Genomic DNA, 16967 nt, shown 5'->3' on the forward strand with positions numbered 1-16967 from the left:
CTCCGCTGGAGGTCAGCCGCGCGCAGGTCACGCGCGCATCCGCAGGCCGCGAGGGGTGGCGATGAACCCGGCCGACGCGAGCGCCTCCGCCACGGGGGCGAGCGGGCCGCCGAGCAGCGGCGCGCCGTCCGCCTTCTCGACCGTGAGGCGCCCGAGCGCGCCGTCGCGCACCGCCAGGGCCAGCGCGTCGGTCGCCGGCTGGAGCAGCGCGAGGTCCTCGGTCCAGCTGAGCAGCGACTTGCCGCCCCGCTCGACGTAGAGGACGAGCTCGCCGTCGACGAGCACCACCACTGCACCGGCCTTGCGACCCGGCTTGTGGCCGGCGGCAGTGTCCCCCGGCCGTACGGGCCAGGGCAGGGCGGCGCCGTAGGCGTTGGCGGGGTCGGCGGCGGCCATGACGACCGCGCCGGGCCCCTGCCGGACGGGCCGGCGCACGCCGCCGGCGGCCCAGTCGGGCACCCGGGTGATCTCGTCCCCGGGCGCCCACTCGGGCGCCTGCTCGCTGCGCTCGGCCGCCGTCTGCAGCGCCCGCAGGCGGTCGACCGCGCCCGGCGAGGCGAACTGGGCGGCGCCGAGCCCCTCGACGAAGTAGCCGCGTCGCACGCGGCCGGTCTCCTCGAACACCGAGAGCACGCGGTAGGCGGCCGCGAACCCGCCCTCGCTGCGCTCGGCGACGACCGCTCCGCGGGTCAGCACGCCGTGCCGCTCGAGCAGCGCCTCGGCCGCGGCGCTCGCCCGCCGGGTGGGGTCGGGCTCGACCGCGGGCAGGGCGGCCCACCGCCCCGCTGCGCTCGGCGGGCCCAGCCGGCTCGGCAGCGCGGGACGCCGCGCACCCGCCCCCGACAGCGACCCGGCGGAGGGACCGCCGGAGCCGAGCAGTGCCGCGCCGGAGCCGAGCACCGGTCGTCCGGGTCGCCCCGGCCGCGGCCGGGTGCTGCGCGGCGCGGCGGCCCGCCGGCTGCGGCCCGACCCGCCGAGCACGGCGCGCACCGGTGCGAGCGTGTCGTTGGTGATGTGGCCGCCCCACGCGAGGTCCCACAGCGCGGCGACCAGCACCGGGTCGTCCACGGGCCCCACCGCTGCACCCACGGTGTCGGACAGCTGGCGGAAGAACCACCCTCCGCCGCGGGCAAGTGCGTCGAGCAGCGCCTCGTGCACCGGGCTCGACACCGCCGCTGCGACCGGCGGCGCGAGCGTCAGGGGCGCCGAGTCGGCCAGGTGGAGGCTGAGCCAGCCGTCGCCTCCCGCCAGCGCGCCCTGTCCCGACCAGACCACCTCGCCGCTCGCGCACAGCTCGTCGAGCAGGGCCGGGTAGTAGCCGGGCACCCGCAGGGGCAGCACCAGCGTCTCGAGGGCTGAGGCCGGCACCGCGGCGCCCTGCAGCTGCTCGAGGGCCCGCAGGAGCCCGTCGACGCCCCGGGCGTTCGACCCCACGCCCTGCCACACCGGCAGGAAGCGGGCCAGGGCCCTCGCCGGGACCGGCTCCACCTCCTTGCGCAGCGCGGCGAGCGAACGGCGCCGCAGCGTACGCAGCACCTCCGCGTCGCACCACTCGACGCCCGCTGCCCCTGGTCGGAACTCGCCCTCGACCACGCGGCCGGCGGCGGCCAGCCGGCGCAGGGCGTCGTGCACGACGGCGGGCCCCAGCCCGAAGCGGGTCGCCGTGTCGGCGGCGGCGAACGGGCCGTGCGTGCGCGCGTAGCGGGCGACGAGGTCGCCCAGCGGGTCGCGCACCGGCTCGAGGAAGGCCTCCGGCACGCCGACCGGCAGCGCTGCGCCGAGGGCGTCGCGCAGGCGGCCGGCGTCCTCGATGCCGGCCCAGCGCTCCTCCCCGGCGATGCGGACGCGGATCACGCGTCGTTGGCCCTCGAGCTCGACGAGCCAGGCCGGCTGCGCCCCGCGCTCGACCGCCTCGGCGGTGGTGAGCGGGCCGAGCAGCCGCAGCAGGTCGGCGGTGCCCTCCAGGTCGCGGACCTTGCGGTCCTCGGCCAGGCGCTGGAGCTCGAGGTCGAGGCGCTCCACCACCGCGGGCTCGAGCAGCTCGCGCAGCTCGGCCTGGCCGAGGAGCTCGGCCAGCAGGGCCGGGTCGAGCGAGAGCGCCTGGGCGCGGCGCTCGGCGAGGGGGGAGTCGCCCTCGTAGATGTACTGCGCGACGTAGCCGAACAGCAGCGAGCGGGCGAACGGCGAGGGGGCCGGCGTCTCGACCTCGACGACGCGCACCTCGCGCGACTCGATCGAGCGCATCAGCGCGACGAGGCCGGGGACGTCGAAGACGTCCTGCAGGCACTCGCGCACCGTCTCGAGCACGATGGGGAACGAGCCGTAGCCGGCGGCGACCGAGAGCAGCTGGGCGCTGCGCTGGCGCTGGGCCCACAGCGGCGTGCGCCGGCCGGGGTCTCGGCGGGGCAGCAGCAGGGCGCGCGCCGCGCACTCGCGGAAGCGGGAGGCGAACAGCGCGGAGGCGCCGACCTCGCCGGTGACCAGCGGCTCGACCTCGTCGGGGTCGAGCACAGCCGCCTCGGCGCCGGCGGCGGCGCCCGCGGCCGGGTCGCGCTGGGCCTGCCCGCCGTCGTCGGCGAACAGGTCGCCGACGGGCACCAGGTCGAGGTCGGGCAGGCGCAGGACGATGCCGTCGTCGGCGTGCATGATCTGCACATCGAGCCCCGTGCGCTCGCGCAGCCGGGCTGACAGGGCCAGCGCCCACGGCGCATGGACCTGGGCGCCGAAGGGCGAGTGCACGCACACCCGCCAGTCGCCCAGCTCGTCGCGGAAGCGCTCGACCACGATCGTGCGGTCGTCGGGCACCACACCGGTCGCTGCGCGCTGCTCGTCGAGGTAGGCGAGCAGGTTGCTGGCGGCGCGCTCGTCGAGCCCGGCGGCGCGTACGCGCTCCAGCGCCTCCGGCGCGGGCAGACGGCCCACCTCGCGGACGAACTCGCCGAGGGCGCGGCCGAGCTCGACCGGGCGCCCGAGCGAGTCGCCGTGCCAGAACGGCAGCTTGCCGGGCTGGCCGGGGGCGGGGGAGACGAGCACGCGGTCGTGGGTGATGTCCTCGATGCGCCAGCTGCTCGACCCGAGCGTGAAGACGTCGCCGACGCGCGACTCGTAGACCATCTCCTCGTCGAGCTCGCCGACGCGGCGCGCGGGGCCCTCGCCGGCGGCGAGGAAGACGCCGAAGAGCCCGCGGTCGGGGATCGTGCCGCCGCTGGTGACGGCCAGGCGCTGGGCGCCGGGCCGTCCGCTCAGGGTGCCGGCGGTGCGGTCCCACACCAGGCGCGGGCGCAGCTCGGCAAACTCGTCGCTGGGGTAGCGGCCCGAGAGCATGTCGAGCACGGACTCGTAGGCCGAGCGGGGCAGCTCGGCGAACGGCGCCGCCCGGCGCACCAGCTCGAGCAGCTCGTCGACGTCCCACGAGTCCAGGGCGCACATGGCGACGACCTGCTGCGCCAGCACGTCGAGCGGGTTGCGCGGGATGCGCAGGGCCTCGATGGCCCCGCTGCGCATGCGCTCGGCGACGACGGCGGTCTGGAGCAGGTCGCCGCGGTACTTCGGGAAGATCACGCCCCGGCTGACCGCACCGACCTGGTGGCCGGCACGCCCCACCCGCTGGAGCCCGCTGGCGACCGACGGCGGCGACTCGACCTGGACGACCAGGTCGACGGCGCCCATGTCGATGCCGAGCTCGAGGCTGCTGGTGGCGACGACGGCCGGCAGCCGGCCCGCCTTGAGCGCCTCCTCCGTCAGGGTGCGCTGCTCACGGCTGACCGAGCCGTGGTGGGCGCGCGCGAGCTCGGTCGGCGCGCCGTGCGCCGCGCCGGCCTGCGCCATGAGCTGGGCCGGGGTCAGCGTGCCCGGCTCGGCGAGGTCCTCGCCCGTGGCGCGTTCGTTGGCGATCTCGTTGAGCCTCGCGGTCAGGCGCTCGGCGAGGCGGCGGGAGTTGGCGAACACGATCGTCGAACGGTTGGCCTCGACCAGGTCGACGATGCGCTCCTCGACGTGCGGCCAGATGGAGGCCCGCCGCTCCCCGCCCGCAGCCGATCCGTTGAGCTCACCGGTGGGCGCGCCGAGCTCGGCCATGTCGTCGACCGGGACGACGACCTCCACCTCGATCTGCTTGGTGCTCGGCGGGCGCACGACGACGGGCGTGCGGGTGCCGGACAGGAACCTCGCGACCTCCTCGACCGGCCGCACCGTCGCGCTGAGCCCGATGCGCTGCGCCGGACGCTCGAGCAGCGCGTCGAGGCGCTCGAGGGAGAGGGCGAGGTGCGCGCCGCGCTTGGTCCCGGCGACGGCGTGGACCTCGTCGAGGATGACCGTCTCGACGCCTGCCAAGGCCTCGCGGGCGCGCGAGGTGAGGATGAGGAACAGCGACTCGGGGGTCGTGATCAGGATGTCGGGCGGGCGTCGGCCGAAGGTCCGGCGCTCGTCGGCCGGGGTGTCGCCCGAGCGGACGCCGACGGTGACCTCGGGCTCGGGCAGCCCGAGCCGCGCCGACGCCTGGCGGATGCCGGTCAGCGGCGCGCGCAGGTTGCGCTCGACGTCGACGGCGAGCGCCTTGAGCGGCGAGATGTAGAGCACCCGGCAGCGCTGCAGCGGCTCCTCCGGCGTCGGAGCCGAGGCGATGCGGTCGAGCGACCAGAGGAACGCGGCCAGCGTCTTGCCCGACCCGGTGGGTGCGACGACGAGGGCGTCGCGTCCGGTCGAGACGGCGTCCCAGGCGCCCTCCTGCGCGGCGGTGGGGGCGGCGAAGGCACCGCGGAACCAGGCCTGCGTCGCGGGGGAGAAGCGCTCGAGGGGCGGGGTGCCCGGCGCCTCGTGCTCCGCCGCTGCCTGCTGCACCGGCTGCTGGTCCGCCGCCTCCTGCCCGGCCGGCTCCCGGGTCGCCGCGGCCGCGCGTGCGGAGCGGGTGCGCGGACGGGAGGTGCTGGCCATGGGTCCAGCATGCCCGCCGCCACCGACACTCACCGCTCGAGCGACTTCAGCGGGCGGTCTCGACCGCCCGCGACTCGCGCACGACCACGACCTTGATCTGGCCGGGGTAGGTCATCTCGTCCTCGACCTGCTTGGCGATCTCGCGGGCGATCACCTGCGCCTGGATGTCGTCGATGCGGTCGGGCAGCACCATGACGCGCAGCTCGCGGCCGGCCTGCATGGCGAAGACCTTGTCGACGCCCTCGTGGGCGTGGGCGATCTCCTCGAGCCGTTCGAGCCGCTTGACGTAGGCCTCGACCGGCTCGCGCCGCGCGCCCGGGCGCGACCCGCTGATCGCGTCGGCCGCCTGGACGAGCACGGCCTCGACCGTGCGGGGCTCGACCTCGTTGTGGTGCGCCTCGATCGCGTGGACGACGTCGGGCTCCTCGCCGTAGCGCTTGGCGATCTCGGCCCCCACGAGGGCGTGGCTGCCCTGCGCCTCGTGCGTCAGCGCCTTGCCGATGTCGTGGAGGAACGCGCCGCGCTTGAGCAGCGGCACGTCGAGGCCGAGCTCCGCGGCCATCAGGCCGGCCAGGTGGGCGCTCTCGACGAGGTGGCGCAGCACGTTCTGCCCGTAGCTCGTGCGGAAGCGCAGCTTGCCGAGCAGCACGACGACGTCGGGGTGGACCTCGGTGATCCCCACCTCGGCCAGCGCGTCCTCGGCGGCTCGGAGGCAGCGCTGGTCGACGTCGCGCTGGGCTCGCTCGACCGCCTCCTCGATCCGGGAGGGGTGGATGCGCCCGTCGAGCACCAGCGCCTCGAGCGCCGTGCGGGCGACCTCGCGGCGCACCGGGTCGAAGCTCGAGAGCAGGACGGCCTCGGGGGTGTCGTCGACGAGCAGGTTGACCCCGGTCGCCGCCTCGAACGCGCGGATGTTGCGGCCCTCGCGCCCGATGATGCGGCCCTTGAGGTCGTCGCTCGGCAGGTGCAGGGCCGTGACCACCGACTCGGTCGTCTGCTCCGAGGCGACGCGCTGGATGGCGGAGGTGACGACCTCGCGGGCGCGCGCCTCGCCCTCCTCCTGCGCGAGCCGCTCGATCTCGCGGACCCGGAGGACGGCGTCGCGCTTGGCCGCCCGCTCGGCGACGGCGAGCAGGTCGGCGCGGGCCTCGGCCAGCGAGAGCCCTGCCGTGCGCTCGAGGACGGCGACCCGCTCCTGCTCGAGGTCGTGCAGCTCTTCGGCCCGGGTCGCGAGCTGAGCCTCGCGCTCGGCGAGCAGCCGCTGGCGCTCGGCGTCCTTGGCGGCCGCCGCCTCGAGCCGGTCCTCCCGCTCGCCGATGCGGCGCTCCCGGCGCTCGACCTCCTCGCGCAGCCGTCGCAGGTCGTCGCGGGCCGCGACGAGCTCGCGCTCGACGCGCTCGCGGGTCTCGGCGGCCTCCGCCCGGGCCGCGGCGACGAGCTGCTGGGCGGCCTCGCTGGCCGCCCGCTCGGCGGCGGCGTTGGCGGCGGTGCGGGTCGCCTCGGAGTGGGCCTCGGCCTTGTGGCGCAGCACGACGGTGCCCAGCGCGAGCAGGGCGAGGACCGCCACGACGCCCAGCACGAGCAGCGCGAGGACCTCCGCCGCCCCGCCGTCCACGACCGACCCCTCTCGACCAGCGATGTCCGCCTGTGCGGCGGGGAGGCCGCCTACGGTACGCCGGGCGCCCCGTCCCGCCGTGCAGCGGACCAGCGCGCGGCGTCACCTCCGGGCACCGCAGAGCAAGGATCTCCGGACGGGTCGCCGCTCAACCTCGGAGGGCGGCGAGCGGGGCCCGTCGACCGTCCCGGTGGGCTCGGGCGGTCAGCGCGCTCGGGGCAGTCAGCGCACCCGGGGCAGGCAGCGCGCTCGGGCGGTCAGCGCGCTCGGTCAGCCGGTGCGCTCGGCGCTCGCCGACTCCAGGACCTCGCGGGCGACGCGCAGGGCGAGGCCCGGTGCGTGCCCCTTGCGCGCGAGCAGCCCGGCGAGCCGCCGCAGCGCGACCTCGCGCTCGAGCCCGCCCATCCGGCGCGCGCGCCGCTGCGCCAGCTCGCGGGCGGCCTCGACCTCGGCGCCGTCGGGCAGCGCCTCGAGCGCGTCCTCGATCAACCGGTCGTCGACGCCCTTGGTGCGGAGCTCGCGGGTCAGCATGCGGCGGGACAGGCCCTTGCTGCGGGCCCTCGAGCGCACCCACGCGTCGGCGTAGGCGCCGTCGTCGACGTAGCCCAGCTCGGTGAAGCGGTCGAGCGCGGCGCCGGCCGCGCCGTCGGGGACGCCGCGCCCCCGCAGCACGCTGGCCAGCTGGGCCCGCGTGCGCGGGCCGTGGCCCAGCTGCTGCAGGACGACCTCGCGCGCCGCCTCGTCGGGGTCCGCCGGTCGCCGGGGCTCGCCGCCCTGGCCCTCGCCGCCCCGGCGTCCCCTACCGCCGCGCCGCCCCCGACGGGCCGGCGCACCGGGGTCAGCGGCACCGGGGTCAGCGGCACCGGGGTCGGCGGCACCGCTCCCCGGTGCGCCGCCGTCGAGACCCGGTGCGCCGCTGTCGTGCGTGGAGCCCATCCGGCGCTAGAAGTCGATGTCGACGGGGACGACCTCTTCAGCGGGCGCGTCGACGCGCGGCCCGACGCCCATCTTCTCCTTGATCTTCTTCTCGATCTCGTCGGCGAGGTCGGGGTTGTCGCGCAAGAAGGCGCGGGCGTTCTCCTTGCCCTGTCCGAGCTGGTCGCCCTCGTAGGTGTACCAGGCGCCGGACTTGCGCACGAAGCCCTGCTCGACGCCCATGTCGATCAGGCCGCCCTCGCGGCTGATGCCGATGCCGTAGAGGATGTCGAACTCGGCCTGCTTGAACGGCGGGGCCATCTTGTTCTTGACGACCTTGACGCGGGTGCGGTTGCCGACGGGCTCGGCGCCGTCCTTGAGGGTCTCGATGCGGCGCACGTCGAGCCGGATGGAGGCGTAGAACTTCAGCGCCTTGCCACCCGTGGTGGTCTCGGGGGAGCCGAAGAAGACGCCGATCTTCTCGCGCAGCTGGTTGATGAAGATCGCGGTGGTGCCGGACTGGCTCAACGCACCGGTGATCTTGCGCAGCGCCTGGCTCATCAGCCGGGCCTGGAGACCCACGTGGGAGTCGCCCATCTCGCCCTCGATCTCGGCGCGGGGCACGAGGGCCGCCACCGAGTCGACCACGATGATGTCGAGCGCGCCGGACCGGATGAGCATGTCGGCGATCTCGAGCGCCTGCTCACCGGTGTCGGGCTGCGACACGAGCAGGGCGTCGGTGTCGACGCCGAGCTTGCGCGCGTACTCAGGGTCGAGCGCGTGCTCGGCGTCGATGAAGGCCGCGATGCCGCCGGCGCGCTGGGCGCTGGCCACCGCGTGCAGGGCGACGGTCGTCTTGCCGGAGGACTCCGGCCCGTAGACCTCGATGATGCGGCCGCGGGGGAGGCCGCCGATGCCGAGGGCGACGTCGAGGGCGATCGACCCGGTCGGGATCACCTCGACCGGCGCACGGCCCTCGTCGCCCAGCCGCATCACCGAGCCCTTGCCGAACTGGCGCTCGATCTGCGAGAGCGCGGTGTCGAGTGCCTTGCTGCGGTCCGCTGCAGGTGCCACGGAGATCCTCCCGGTCTTGGTGCTGCTCATCGGTTTGGCCACGTCTCCAGACGGTAGGGCTGGGCACTGACAAGGTCACCGCACGAGCGCCGGGCCTGTGGACCGACGACGCCCCGGAGTGCCCGACCTGTGGAGGAACCCTGCGCGTCACACGTGCCGGCGCGCCGCCGGCACCTGTCAAGTAGAGCCGAACACGTGTTCGACCGGCAAGCGACACGCCGTGGACCTGGACGGCCGAGCGGAGAGCGCAGCGGAGGATCAGCGCAGCGTCGCCGGCAGCCGCATCTCGCTGTGCACGACCAGCCACACCTCACGGGCGTCCTCGCCGGCGTCGAGCGCCTGCTGGACGGTGCGCTGGCCGAGGCCCGCGAAGACGTGGTCGCGCGCGAGCCACGACGCCTGGGCGCCGAACGCCTCCTGCATGCGCTCGTTGAAGGTCGAGAGCCTCACCCTCCCAGCATGCCACCCGGGTGCTCGTCCCCAGGCCGGTCGCGGAGCTCGAGGCGGGGAGCAGCCCTGTGGACGAGCGGCCGCTCGTCAGCCCGGGCCCGTACGCTTCTCGTCGTGTCTCGCACCTATGCCGTCCGCACCTACGGCTGCCAGATGAACGTCCACGACTCCGAGCGGCTCTCCGGCCTGCTGGAGGCTGCGGGCTACGAGCGCGCCGAGCGCGACGACGCCGCCGACGTGGTCGTCTTCAACACGTGCGCAGTGCGCGAGAACGCCGACAACAAGCTCTACGGCAACCTGAGCCACCTGGCACCGGCCAAGGCCGCCAACCCCGGCATGCAGATCGCGGTGGGCGGGTGCCTCGCGCAGAAGGACCGCGGCGAGATCGTGCGGCGGGCGCCCTACGTCGACGTCGTCTTCGGCACCCACAACATCGGCTCGCTGCCGGTGCTGCTCGAGCGGGCCCGCCACAACGCCGAGGCCCAGGTCGAGATCCTCGACGCGCTCGAGACCTTCCCCAGCACGCTGCCGACCCGCCGCGACTCGCCCTACGCCGGCTGGGTGTCGGTGAGCGTGGGCTGCAACAACACCTGCACCTTCTGCATCGTGCCGGCCCTGCGCGGCAAGGAGAAGGACCGCCGGCCCGGCGACGTGCTCGCCGAGGTGCAGGCGCTGGTCGCCGAGGGCGTCGTCGAGGTCACGCTGCTGGGCCAGAACGTCAACGCCTACGGCTCCGACTTCGGCGACCGGGCGGCGTTCGCCAAGCTGCTGCGCGCCTGCGGCGCGGTCGAGGGGCTGGAGCGCGTGCGCTTCACCAGCCCCCACCCGCGCGACTTCACCGACGACGTCGTCGAGGCCATGGCCGAGACGCCCAACGTGATGCCGAGCCTGCACATGCCCCTGCAGTCCGGCGCCGACGACGTGCTGCGCCGCATGCGCCGCTCCTACCGCCAGGAGCGGTTCCTGCAGATCGTCGACCGGGTGCGCGAGTCCCTGCCGGACGCCGCGATCACGACCGACATCATCGTCGGCTTCCCCGGCGAGACCGAGGCCGACTTCGAGCAGACCCTCCACGTGGTGCGCGAGGCGCGGTTCGCCAGCGCCTTCACGTTCCAGTACAGCAAGCGCCCGGGCACCCCCGCCGCCGAGATGGACGGCCAGGTCCCCAAGCAGGTCGTGCAGGAGCGCTACGAGCGGCTGGTCGCCCTGCAGGAGCAGGTCAGCTGGGACGAGGCGAAGAAGCAGGTCGGGCGCACCGTCGAGGTGCTGGTCGCCGAGGGCGAGGGACGCAAGGACTCCGCCACCCGACGGCTGACCGGCCGCGCCCGGGACAACCGGCTCGTCCACGTCGTCCCGCCGGTGGGGGAGGCCCCGAGGCCCGGTGACGTCGTCCAGGCGACCATCACCTACGCCGCCCCCCACCACCTGGTCTCCGACGAGCCCGCGCACGGCCTGCGCCGCACCCGCGGTGGCGACGCCTGGGCAGCTGCCCAGGCTGCCCCTCCCGCGCAGCGGCGCGCCGTGCCGCTCGGGCTGCCCTCCGTGGGCGTCCCGGCCGCGGTCGCCCCGGCCGCCGTCTGCGGCTGAGCGCGCGTGCTGGTCTCAGCCGCAGTCGTACCCTCCCCGCCCGCGCTGGTGCCGGAGGTCGCTGCCGGCGCCGCGCAGGAGCTCGACGAGCTGCGCCGCGCGTGCGACCGCGCCGTCGCCGAGGTCCTCGACGCCGGCGTCAGCCGGGTCGCCGTCGTCGCCACCGGGCTCTCGACGGGGGAGCGGTCGGCCGACGACCGCGCCGACCTCGCCCCCTACGGCCTCCCGCTGCTGCTCGGACGCGGCGCGGGCCCGGCGCGGCTGCCGCTCGGCCTCGCGCTCGGGGGCTGGCTGCTCGACCGGGCCGGCTGGGCCGGTCCGCGCACCCTGTGGTCGGTGACGAGCGGCGCGACGGTCGACGACTGCGTACGCTGCGCCGCCGACCTCGCTCCCGACGCCGACGAGCGGCTGGGGGTCGTGTGCGTCGGTGACGGCAGCGCCCGGCGCGAGGACCGCTCGCCGCGCTGGCCGGACCCGCGGGCCGTCCCGTTGGACGACGCCGTCGAGCAGGCGCTCGCTGCCGGCGACACGGCGGCGCTGCTCGCGCTCGACCCCGAGGTCTGCGCGGAGCTCTCCGTCGACGGCCGGGCGCCCTGGCAGGTGCTCGGGGCGATGGCGGCACGTGACGGCGCCGGCCCGCCGCGCGGCGAGGTGCTGCTCGCGACGGCGCCCTACGGCGTCGGCTACGTCGTCGCGCTCTGGCACGGTGGGGAGCCCCGCGCGTGACCGTCGTCGCCGTCGTCGGGCCGACCGCCTCGGGCAAGACCGCCCTGGGCGTCGAGCTCGCGCTGCGCCTCGGCGGAGAGGTCGTGAACGCCGACTCCATGCAGCTCTACCGCGGCATGGACATCGGCACGGCGAAGGCGACGCCCGAGGAGCGGCGCGGCGTCCCCCACCACGTGCTCGACGTGTGGGACGTGACCGAGCCGGCCGACGTCAAGCGCTACCAGGAGCTCGCCCGGGCGGCGATCGCCGACGTGGCGGCCCGCGGCCGCGTCCCCGTCCTGGTCGGCGGGTCGGGGCTCTACGTGCGCGCCGTCCTCGACCGGTTCGAGTTCCCGGCGACCGACGCCGACCTGCGCGCGCACTTCGAGATGCGCCTCGCCGCGGAGGGGTCCGGGGCGCTGCACGCCGAGCTCGCGTCGCGCGACCCGGTGGCCGCCGCCGCGATCGAGCCGTCCAACGCCCGCCGCGTCGTCCGCGCGCTGGAGGTGGTCGAGCTCGAGGGCTCGTTCGCCGCGGTGCTGCCGGCCACCATCGACTACGTCCGTCCCACCGTGACGCTCGGCCTGCGCCCCTCGAGGGTCGAGCTCGACGAGCGCGTCGAGCGACGGGTCGAGCGCATGTGGGCCGCCGGCTTCGTCGACGAGGTGCGCTCGCTGGCCGAGCGCTCCGGGCTGCGCGACGGCGTGACGGCGCGCCGGGCCCTCGGCTACGCCCAGCTGCTCCGCGCCCTCGACGGCGAGATCGGGCTCGAGCAGGCGCGGGCCGAGACCGTGCAGGCCACGCGGCGCTTCGTGCGGCGGCAGGAGTCGTGGTTCCGGCGCGACCAGCGCATCACGTGGCTCGACCCCGGCCGGGCAGACGTCCTGGAGCAGTCGCTGGCGGTGGTCTCGGCCGCGGGGTGACGCGCCGAGCCGACGTGAGGAGTCCCCGGGGAGCGGGTACGAGCCCAGGGTGCAACGACGCCGGGTCTCTCCGCTCATGGGGCTGCTCGGCGCTGCGTTCCTCGCCCTGCTGGTCGTCCCGCCGCCGCTGGGCGCGTCGGTGTCGGGCCCGGGCCGCGAGCCCTCGGCGGTCGGTTACGGCGGAGGCGTCGTGTCGACCGACGACGAGGCCACGCGCACGGCCCAGGCCGTGCTCGCCGACGGCGGAGGCTCGGTCGACGCCGCCCTCGCGGCCGCGGCCGTCCTCGCGGTGCGCTCGCCCGCGGCCGGCGGACTGGGGGGCGGGTCTGCCGTGCTGCACGTCGACGGGGCGGACGGCAGCATCCGCATGGTCGACGGGTGCTCGCCCGCCGGCGCCTACGCGGCCTGGGCGCTCGCGGCGCGCACGTGGGGGTCCCTGCCGCTCGAGACGCTGCTCGCCGACGCGCGCACCCTGGCTCACGGCGCGCTCGGCCGCACCGTGCGCGACCTCCAGGCCGGTCGACCCACGGCCCTCGCGGCGGCGGAGCCGGCGCGGCCGGTCGTGCGCACGCTGACCGCGCGAGCGGAGGGAGCGTTCCGCGTCGCCGGCGGCGTGGTCGGGACCCGCGGGCACGTGGCGGCCGACGCGTACGTCTCGGTGCTCGTCGCCGACCGTCGCGGCGACGTCACCGCCGTCGTCAGCTCGATGGGTCGGCGGGGGGGCAGCGGCGAGGCGCTCGGCGGCAGCGGGCTCGTGCTCGGCTCGGCGCTGCCCGGCGCGTGCGGCGACGCGCTCCCGAGCGTCGTCCTGCGCTCGGCGGCTGCACCGCAGCCGGCGAGCGTCGAGCTCGCCGTCGCGGCCACCACGGGTCGCAAGCCGGTGCCGGGAGGCGTCGACGCGCTCGCCGGGCAGCGTGAGGTGCTGCGCGACCGCGTCCTGCGCGGTGCTCCCCTGGACGCGGTACTGCGCGCCCAGCCGGCTGCCGTGCTCGCGGTGGAGCTCGACCCCGACGGCCAGGTGCACGCGGCTGCCGACGGCCGGCGCGGCGGCAGCGCCGCGGTGGTGCACGGCTCGGGGACGCCCTGACCCGTCGGGCAGACTGGGTCCCATGCGCGTCGTCAAGGGCCATGGCACCAGGAACGACTTCGTGCTGGTCCCTGACCGGGACGGGTCCCTCGAGATCGCCCCGGAGCTGGTCGTCGCGCTGTGCGACCGTCGTGCCGGCGTCGGCGCCGACGGCCTGGTCCGCGTCGTCCCCACCGACCTGGCGCCCGAGGTGGCAGACCAGGCGGGCGAGGCCGAGTGGTTCATGGACTACCGCAACGCCGACGGCAGTGTCGCCGAGATGTGCGGCAACGGCGTACGCGTCTTCGCCCGCTTCCTCGCCCAGCACGGGTGGGTCGACCCCAGCCGCCCGCTGTCGGTGGCGACGCGGGGCGGGGTGCGCAGCGTACGGTTCGAGCCCGACGGCCGGGTCACCGTCAGCATGGGCAGCGCCGAGCTCCTGCCCGACCCGGTGCAGGTGTCGACGCCGACCGGCTCGTGGTCGGGGACGGGCCTGCACCTGCCCAACCCGCACGCCGTCGTCCTCGTCGACGACCCGCAGGACGCCGGTGAGCTGGCGCAGCCGCCGGTCGTGACGCCCGCCGAGAGCTTCCCGCACGGGGTCAACGTCGAGTTCGTCGCCGTTCGCGGGCCGGCGCACGTCGCCATGCGGGTGCACGAGCGCGGGGTCGGTGAGACGGCGTCGTGCGGTACGGGTGTGGCCGCCGCCGCGGTCGTCGCCGCCCGCGCCGCGGGGCCGGGAGCGCCCGACCGCTGGACGGTCGACGTGCCCGGCGGCCGGCTCTCGGTCCTGCTGCGGGCCGACGGCGAGGTGGAGCTGACCGGTCCGGCGGTGCTGGTCGCCGAGCTGGACGTGGACGTGGTGGCGCTCGGGCGCTGACCCCGACGAGCCTGGGGCGGGCGGTATTCGCATGACGATGTCGGTGCCGCGTGCGACCCTGGCGGGGAAGCATCCCCTGCACTGGAGCGTTGACACCGTCGTATGACGAACCCAGCAGTGGCCTCCGAGGCCGACATCGACACCCGCTACGCCGCAGCCCTCGACGAGGACGCCGCCCCGGGTGCTCCCTACGAGACCGACGACCAGCTCGACGGCTACGACGGCGACCAGCTGGACCTCTCCGACCGCCAGGCCCTGCGCCGAGTCGTCGGGCTCAGCACCGAGCTCGAGGACGTCACCGAGGTCGAGTACCGCCAGCTCCGCCTGGAGCGGGTCGTGCTCGTCGGCGTGTGGACCGAGGGCACGGTGCAGGACGCCGAGACCAGCATGGCCGAGCTGGCCGCGCTGGCCGAGACGGCCGGCTCCGAGGTGCTCGACGCGCTGATGCAGCGCCGCGACAAGCCGGACGCCGCCACGTTCATCGGCTCGGGCAAGGCCAACGAGCTGCGCGAGGTGGTCATCGCGACCGGAGCCGACACCGTCGTGGTCGACGGCGAGCTGACCCCCGGCCAGCTCATCGCGCTCGAGAAGGCGGTCAAGGTCAAGGTCATCGACCGCACCGCCCTGATCCTCGACATCTTCGCCCAGCACGCGAAGAGCCGTGAGGGCAAGGCGCAGGTCTCGCTGGCGCAGATGCAGTACATGCTGCCGCGGCTGCGAGGCTGGGGCGAGTCGATGTCGCGCCAGGCCGGTGGCCGCGTCGCCGGCGGTGGCGGCATCGGCACCCGTGGTCCCGGTGAGACCAAGATCGAGACCGACCGCCGGCGCATCCGCGGCGCCATGGCCAAGCTGCGCCGCGAGATCAAGGAGATGGGCACCGCCCGCGACACGCAGCGCTCGCAGCGCCGCTACAAGGGCGTGCCCGCCGTCGCGATCGCCGGCTACACCAACGCCGGCAAGTCGAGCCTGCTCAACCGGCTCACGGGCGCCGGGGTCCTGGTGGAGAACGCGCTGTTCGCCACGCTCGACCCGACCGTCCGCAAGGCCGAGGCGAGCGACGGGCGGCCCTACACGATCGCCGACACCGTCGGGTTCGTGCGCCACCTGCCCCACCAGCTGGTCGAGGCGTTCCGCTCGACGCTCGAGGAGGTCAAGGACGCCGACCTCGTGCTCCACGTGGTCGACGGCTCGCACCCCCACCCCGAGCTGCAGCTGAGCACGGTCCGCCAGGTGCTCTGCGAGGTCGGCGCCAAGGACGTCCGCGAGATCGTCGTGGTCAACAAGGCCGACGCGGCCGACCCGGCCGTGCTCGACCGCCTGGTCCGCAACGAGCCGAGCGCGGTCGTCGTCTCGGCCCGCACCGGCGAGGGGCTCGACGAGCTGCGCTCGGCCCTCGAGGCCGCGCTGCCGCACCCCGACGTCGAGGTCGAGGTCGTCGTGCCCTACGACCGGGGCGGCCTCGTCGCCCGCGTCCACTCGGCCGGCGAGGTGCTGGTGGAGGAGCACCTCGGTGAAGGCACCCGGCTCGTCGCCCGGGTCGGCGCTGCGCTGGCCCACGAGCTCAACGCCTACGCGGTCGTGCCGACGGCCTGACCCTCCGAGGCGCCCGACGCGCGCTCCACGACTGCAGTCGTGGGGCGCGCGTCCGTGCGTGCGGGACGAGAAAAGGTGGTGCGGCGGTCCCCACGGCGTCGGATGTGTGTGACGCTTGGAGCATGACAACCCGTCGCACCACCACCCGGCGCGTCCTCGCCGGAAGCCCGTTCAACCAGCCGGAGCAGCCCGCCGCCCCGGTGGAGACCTACGAGGTCGACGACCGCGTCTGCCACGACCGGCACGGCCTCGGGCGGGTCGTCGCTGTCGAGCCGGGCAACATCGTGCTCGTCGACTTCAACAACACGATGCAGCGCGTCGCGGCCGACAGCCCGAAGTTCAGCAAGCTCTAGCCCGCCCCGGCGCGGCCGCCTCGACGGGGGAGCGGCCGCGCCCGGTCGGCGCCTGGCGTCAGTAGGTCGCCCGGCCGCCGGACAGGTCGAACGTGAACCCCGTGGTGAAGCTGCACGCCGGTGACGCCATCCAGGCCAGCAGCTCTGCTGCCTCCTGCATCGTCCCGAAGCGGCCCATCGGGATCTTGGCCGCCATGTAGGCGAGCGTCTCGGCCGGCTGGTCGTCCAGGAACGGCGTCTGGATGACGGCGGGAGCCAGCGCGTTGACCGTGATCCCGTCCAGCGCGTACTCCTTGCCCTGCGCCTTCACCATCCCGATGAGCCCCGCCTTGGTCGTGGAGTAGCCGATCATGCCGGGATTGCCCTCCTTGCCCGCGATCGAGGCGACGTGGGCGATGCGGCCGTAGCCGTGCGGCAGCATGTGCCGGACCGCCTCCTGCGACACGACGTACGCGCCGCGCAGGTTCACCGCGTAGGTGCGGTCGAGCTCGGCGACGTCGACCTCGTGGCTGCGCCGCCCCTGCGGCCCGGTGATGCCGGCGGTGTTGACGACGGCGTGCAGCTGGCCCCGCTCGGCGGCGGCTCGGGCGAAGGCGTCGACGACCGTCGCCGGCTCGGTGACGTCGGCGATGAGGGCGCTGGCCGAGCCGCCCGCGTCGCGGGCCTGGGCCACGGTGTCCGCGACCTGCTCCAGCCGGTCGACGCACACGACGTGGGCGCCGCGCTCGGCGAGCAGCAGCGCGGTGGCCCGACCGATGCCCGACCCGGCGCCGACCACGACAGCGGTCTGCCCCTCGACGCTGGTGGTCACGGGCGGCTCCTTCGGCGGTGACGGTGCCGCGGAAGGTGCCACACCTGCTCGGAGGCGGTCAAG

At 75.6% G+C, this 16967-nt stretch carries 13 protein-coding genes; 7 read left to right on the forward strand and 6 right to left on the reverse strand.

The genetic code is table 11. The annotated features are described in order from the left end of the window. Positions 1–27: 27 nt before the first annotated feature. The 5 genes from CLV35_RS05455 to CLV35_RS05475 all read right to left on the reverse strand — a co-directional run bounded on the left by CLV35_RS05455 (position 28) and on the right by CLV35_RS05475 (position 8986). Positions 28–4932 carry an ATP-dependent helicase gene (locus CLV35_RS05455; RefSeq protein WP_121192469.1) on the reverse strand — a complete coding sequence of 1635 codons (4905 nt, stop codon included), beginning with the start codon at positions 4930–4932 and terminating at the stop codon, positions 28–30. A 46-nt stretch (positions 4933–4978) separates the two neighbouring features. Continuing rightward, positions 4979–6640: a ribonuclease Y gene (gene rny, locus CLV35_RS05460; protein WP_121192470.1), complete on the reverse strand. Its 1662-nt coding sequence runs from the start codon at positions 6638–6640 to the stop codon at positions 4979–4981. Between the two features lie 177 nt (positions 6641–6817). Continuing rightward, complete coding sequence (locus tag CLV35_RS05465; RefSeq protein ID WP_121192471.1) at positions 6818–7483, reverse strand: regulatory protein RecX; 666 nt, start codon at positions 7481–7483, stop codon at positions 6818–6820. A 6-nt stretch (positions 7484–7489) separates the two neighbouring features. Beyond that, a complete protein-coding gene (gene recA, locus CLV35_RS05470; protein WP_121192472.1) occupies positions 7490–8566 on the reverse strand; it encodes a recombinase RecA in 1077 nt (358 codons plus the stop codon). Positions 8567–8794: 228 nt separating this feature from the next. After that, positions 8795–8986 carry a DUF3046 domain-containing protein gene (locus CLV35_RS05475; RefSeq protein WP_121192473.1) on the reverse strand — a complete coding sequence of 64 codons (192 nt, stop codon included), beginning with the start codon at positions 8984–8986 and terminating at the stop codon, positions 8795–8797. A 114-nt stretch (positions 8987–9100) separates the two neighbouring features. On the opposite strand from CLV35_RS05475, the gene miaB reads away from it, so the two are divergent. The 7 genes from miaB (at position 9101) to CLV35_RS05510 (ending at position 16093) form a co-directional block, all read left to right on the forward strand. Next, positions 9101–10573 (forward strand): tRNA (N6-isopentenyl adenosine(37)-C2)-methylthiotransferase MiaB, encoded by a 1473-nt coding sequence (gene miaB / locus CLV35_RS05480; protein WP_231121528.1) that lies wholly within the window; start codon positions 9101–9103, stop codon positions 10571–10573. 48 nt (positions 10574–10621) lie between these two features. Continuing rightward, a complete protein-coding gene (locus CLV35_RS05485) occupies positions 10622–11299 on the forward strand; it encodes a class III extradiol ring-cleavage dioxygenase family protein (RefSeq protein ID WP_231121529.1) in 678 nt (225 codons plus the stop codon). Beyond that, positions 11272–12201 carry a tRNA (adenosine(37)-N6)-dimethylallyltransferase MiaA gene (gene miaA, locus CLV35_RS05490; protein WP_407938193.1) on the forward strand — a complete coding sequence of 310 codons (930 nt, stop codon included), beginning with the start codon at positions 11272–11274 and terminating at the stop codon, positions 12199–12201. Before CLV35_RS05485 ends, miaA begins: the two co-directional genes overlap by 28 nt. Before the next feature lie 49 nt (positions 12202–12250). Next, positions 12251–13288: a gamma-glutamyltransferase gene (locus tag CLV35_RS05495; RefSeq protein WP_147431884.1), complete on the forward strand. Its 1038-nt coding sequence runs from the start codon at positions 12251–12253 to the stop codon at positions 13286–13288. A gap of 22 nt (positions 13289–13310) precedes the next feature. Continuing rightward, a complete protein-coding gene (gene dapF, locus CLV35_RS05500; RefSeq protein ID WP_121192478.1) occupies positions 13311–14147 on the forward strand; it encodes a diaminopimelate epimerase in 837 nt (278 codons plus the stop codon). Positions 14148–14249: 102 nt separating this feature from the next. Next, on the forward strand, positions 14250–15740 hold the full coding sequence (hflX, locus tag CLV35_RS05505) for a GTPase HflX (RefSeq protein WP_121192479.1): 1491 nt from the start codon (positions 14250–14252) through the stop codon (positions 15738–15740). A gap of 122 nt (positions 15741–15862) precedes the next feature. Then, complete coding sequence (locus CLV35_RS05510) at positions 15863–16093, forward strand: hypothetical protein (protein ID WP_121192480.1); 231 nt, start codon at positions 15863–15865, stop codon at positions 16091–16093. A 58-nt stretch (positions 16094–16151) separates the two neighbouring features. On the opposite strand, the gene CLV35_RS05515 is transcribed toward CLV35_RS05510, so the two are convergent. After that, the gene (locus tag CLV35_RS05515; protein WP_183061745.1) at positions 16152–16904 is read right to left on the reverse strand and encodes an SDR family NAD(P)-dependent oxidoreductase; all 753 of its coding nucleotides are present in this window, start codon (positions 16902–16904) and stop codon (positions 16152–16154) included. Between the last annotated feature and the right edge of the window lie 63 nt (positions 16905–16967).

This window comes from Motilibacter peucedani (assembly GCF_003634695.1).
Lineage (GTDB): Bacteria > Actinomycetota > Actinomycetes > Motilibacterales > Motilibacteraceae > Motilibacter > Motilibacter peucedani.

Excerpts from the sequence above, each read along its gene's own strand:
- CLV35_RS05455 (WP_121192469.1), bottom strand. The coding sequence starts at position 4,932 with ATGGCCAGCACCTCCCGTCCGCGCACCCGCTCCGCACGCGCGGCCGCG.
- CLV35_RS05465 (WP_121192471.1), bottom strand. The coding sequence starts at position 7,483 with ATGGGCTCCACGCACGACAGCGGCGCACCGGGTCTCGACGGCGGCGCA.
- recA (WP_121192472.1), bottom strand. The coding sequence starts at position 8,566 with ATGAGCAGCACCAAGACCGGGAGGATCTCCGTGGCACCTGCAGCGGAC.
- dapF (WP_121192478.1), top strand. The coding sequence starts at position 13,311 with ATGCGCGTCGTCAAGGGCCATGGCACCAGGAACGACTTCGTGCTGGTC.
- hflX (WP_121192479.1), top strand. The coding sequence starts at position 14,250 with ATGACGAACCCAGCAGTGGCCTCCGAGGCCGACATCGACACCCGCTAC.
- CLV35_RS05510 (WP_121192480.1), top strand. The coding sequence starts at position 15,863 with ATGACAACCCGTCGCACCACCACCCGGCGCGTCCTCGCCGGAAGCCCG.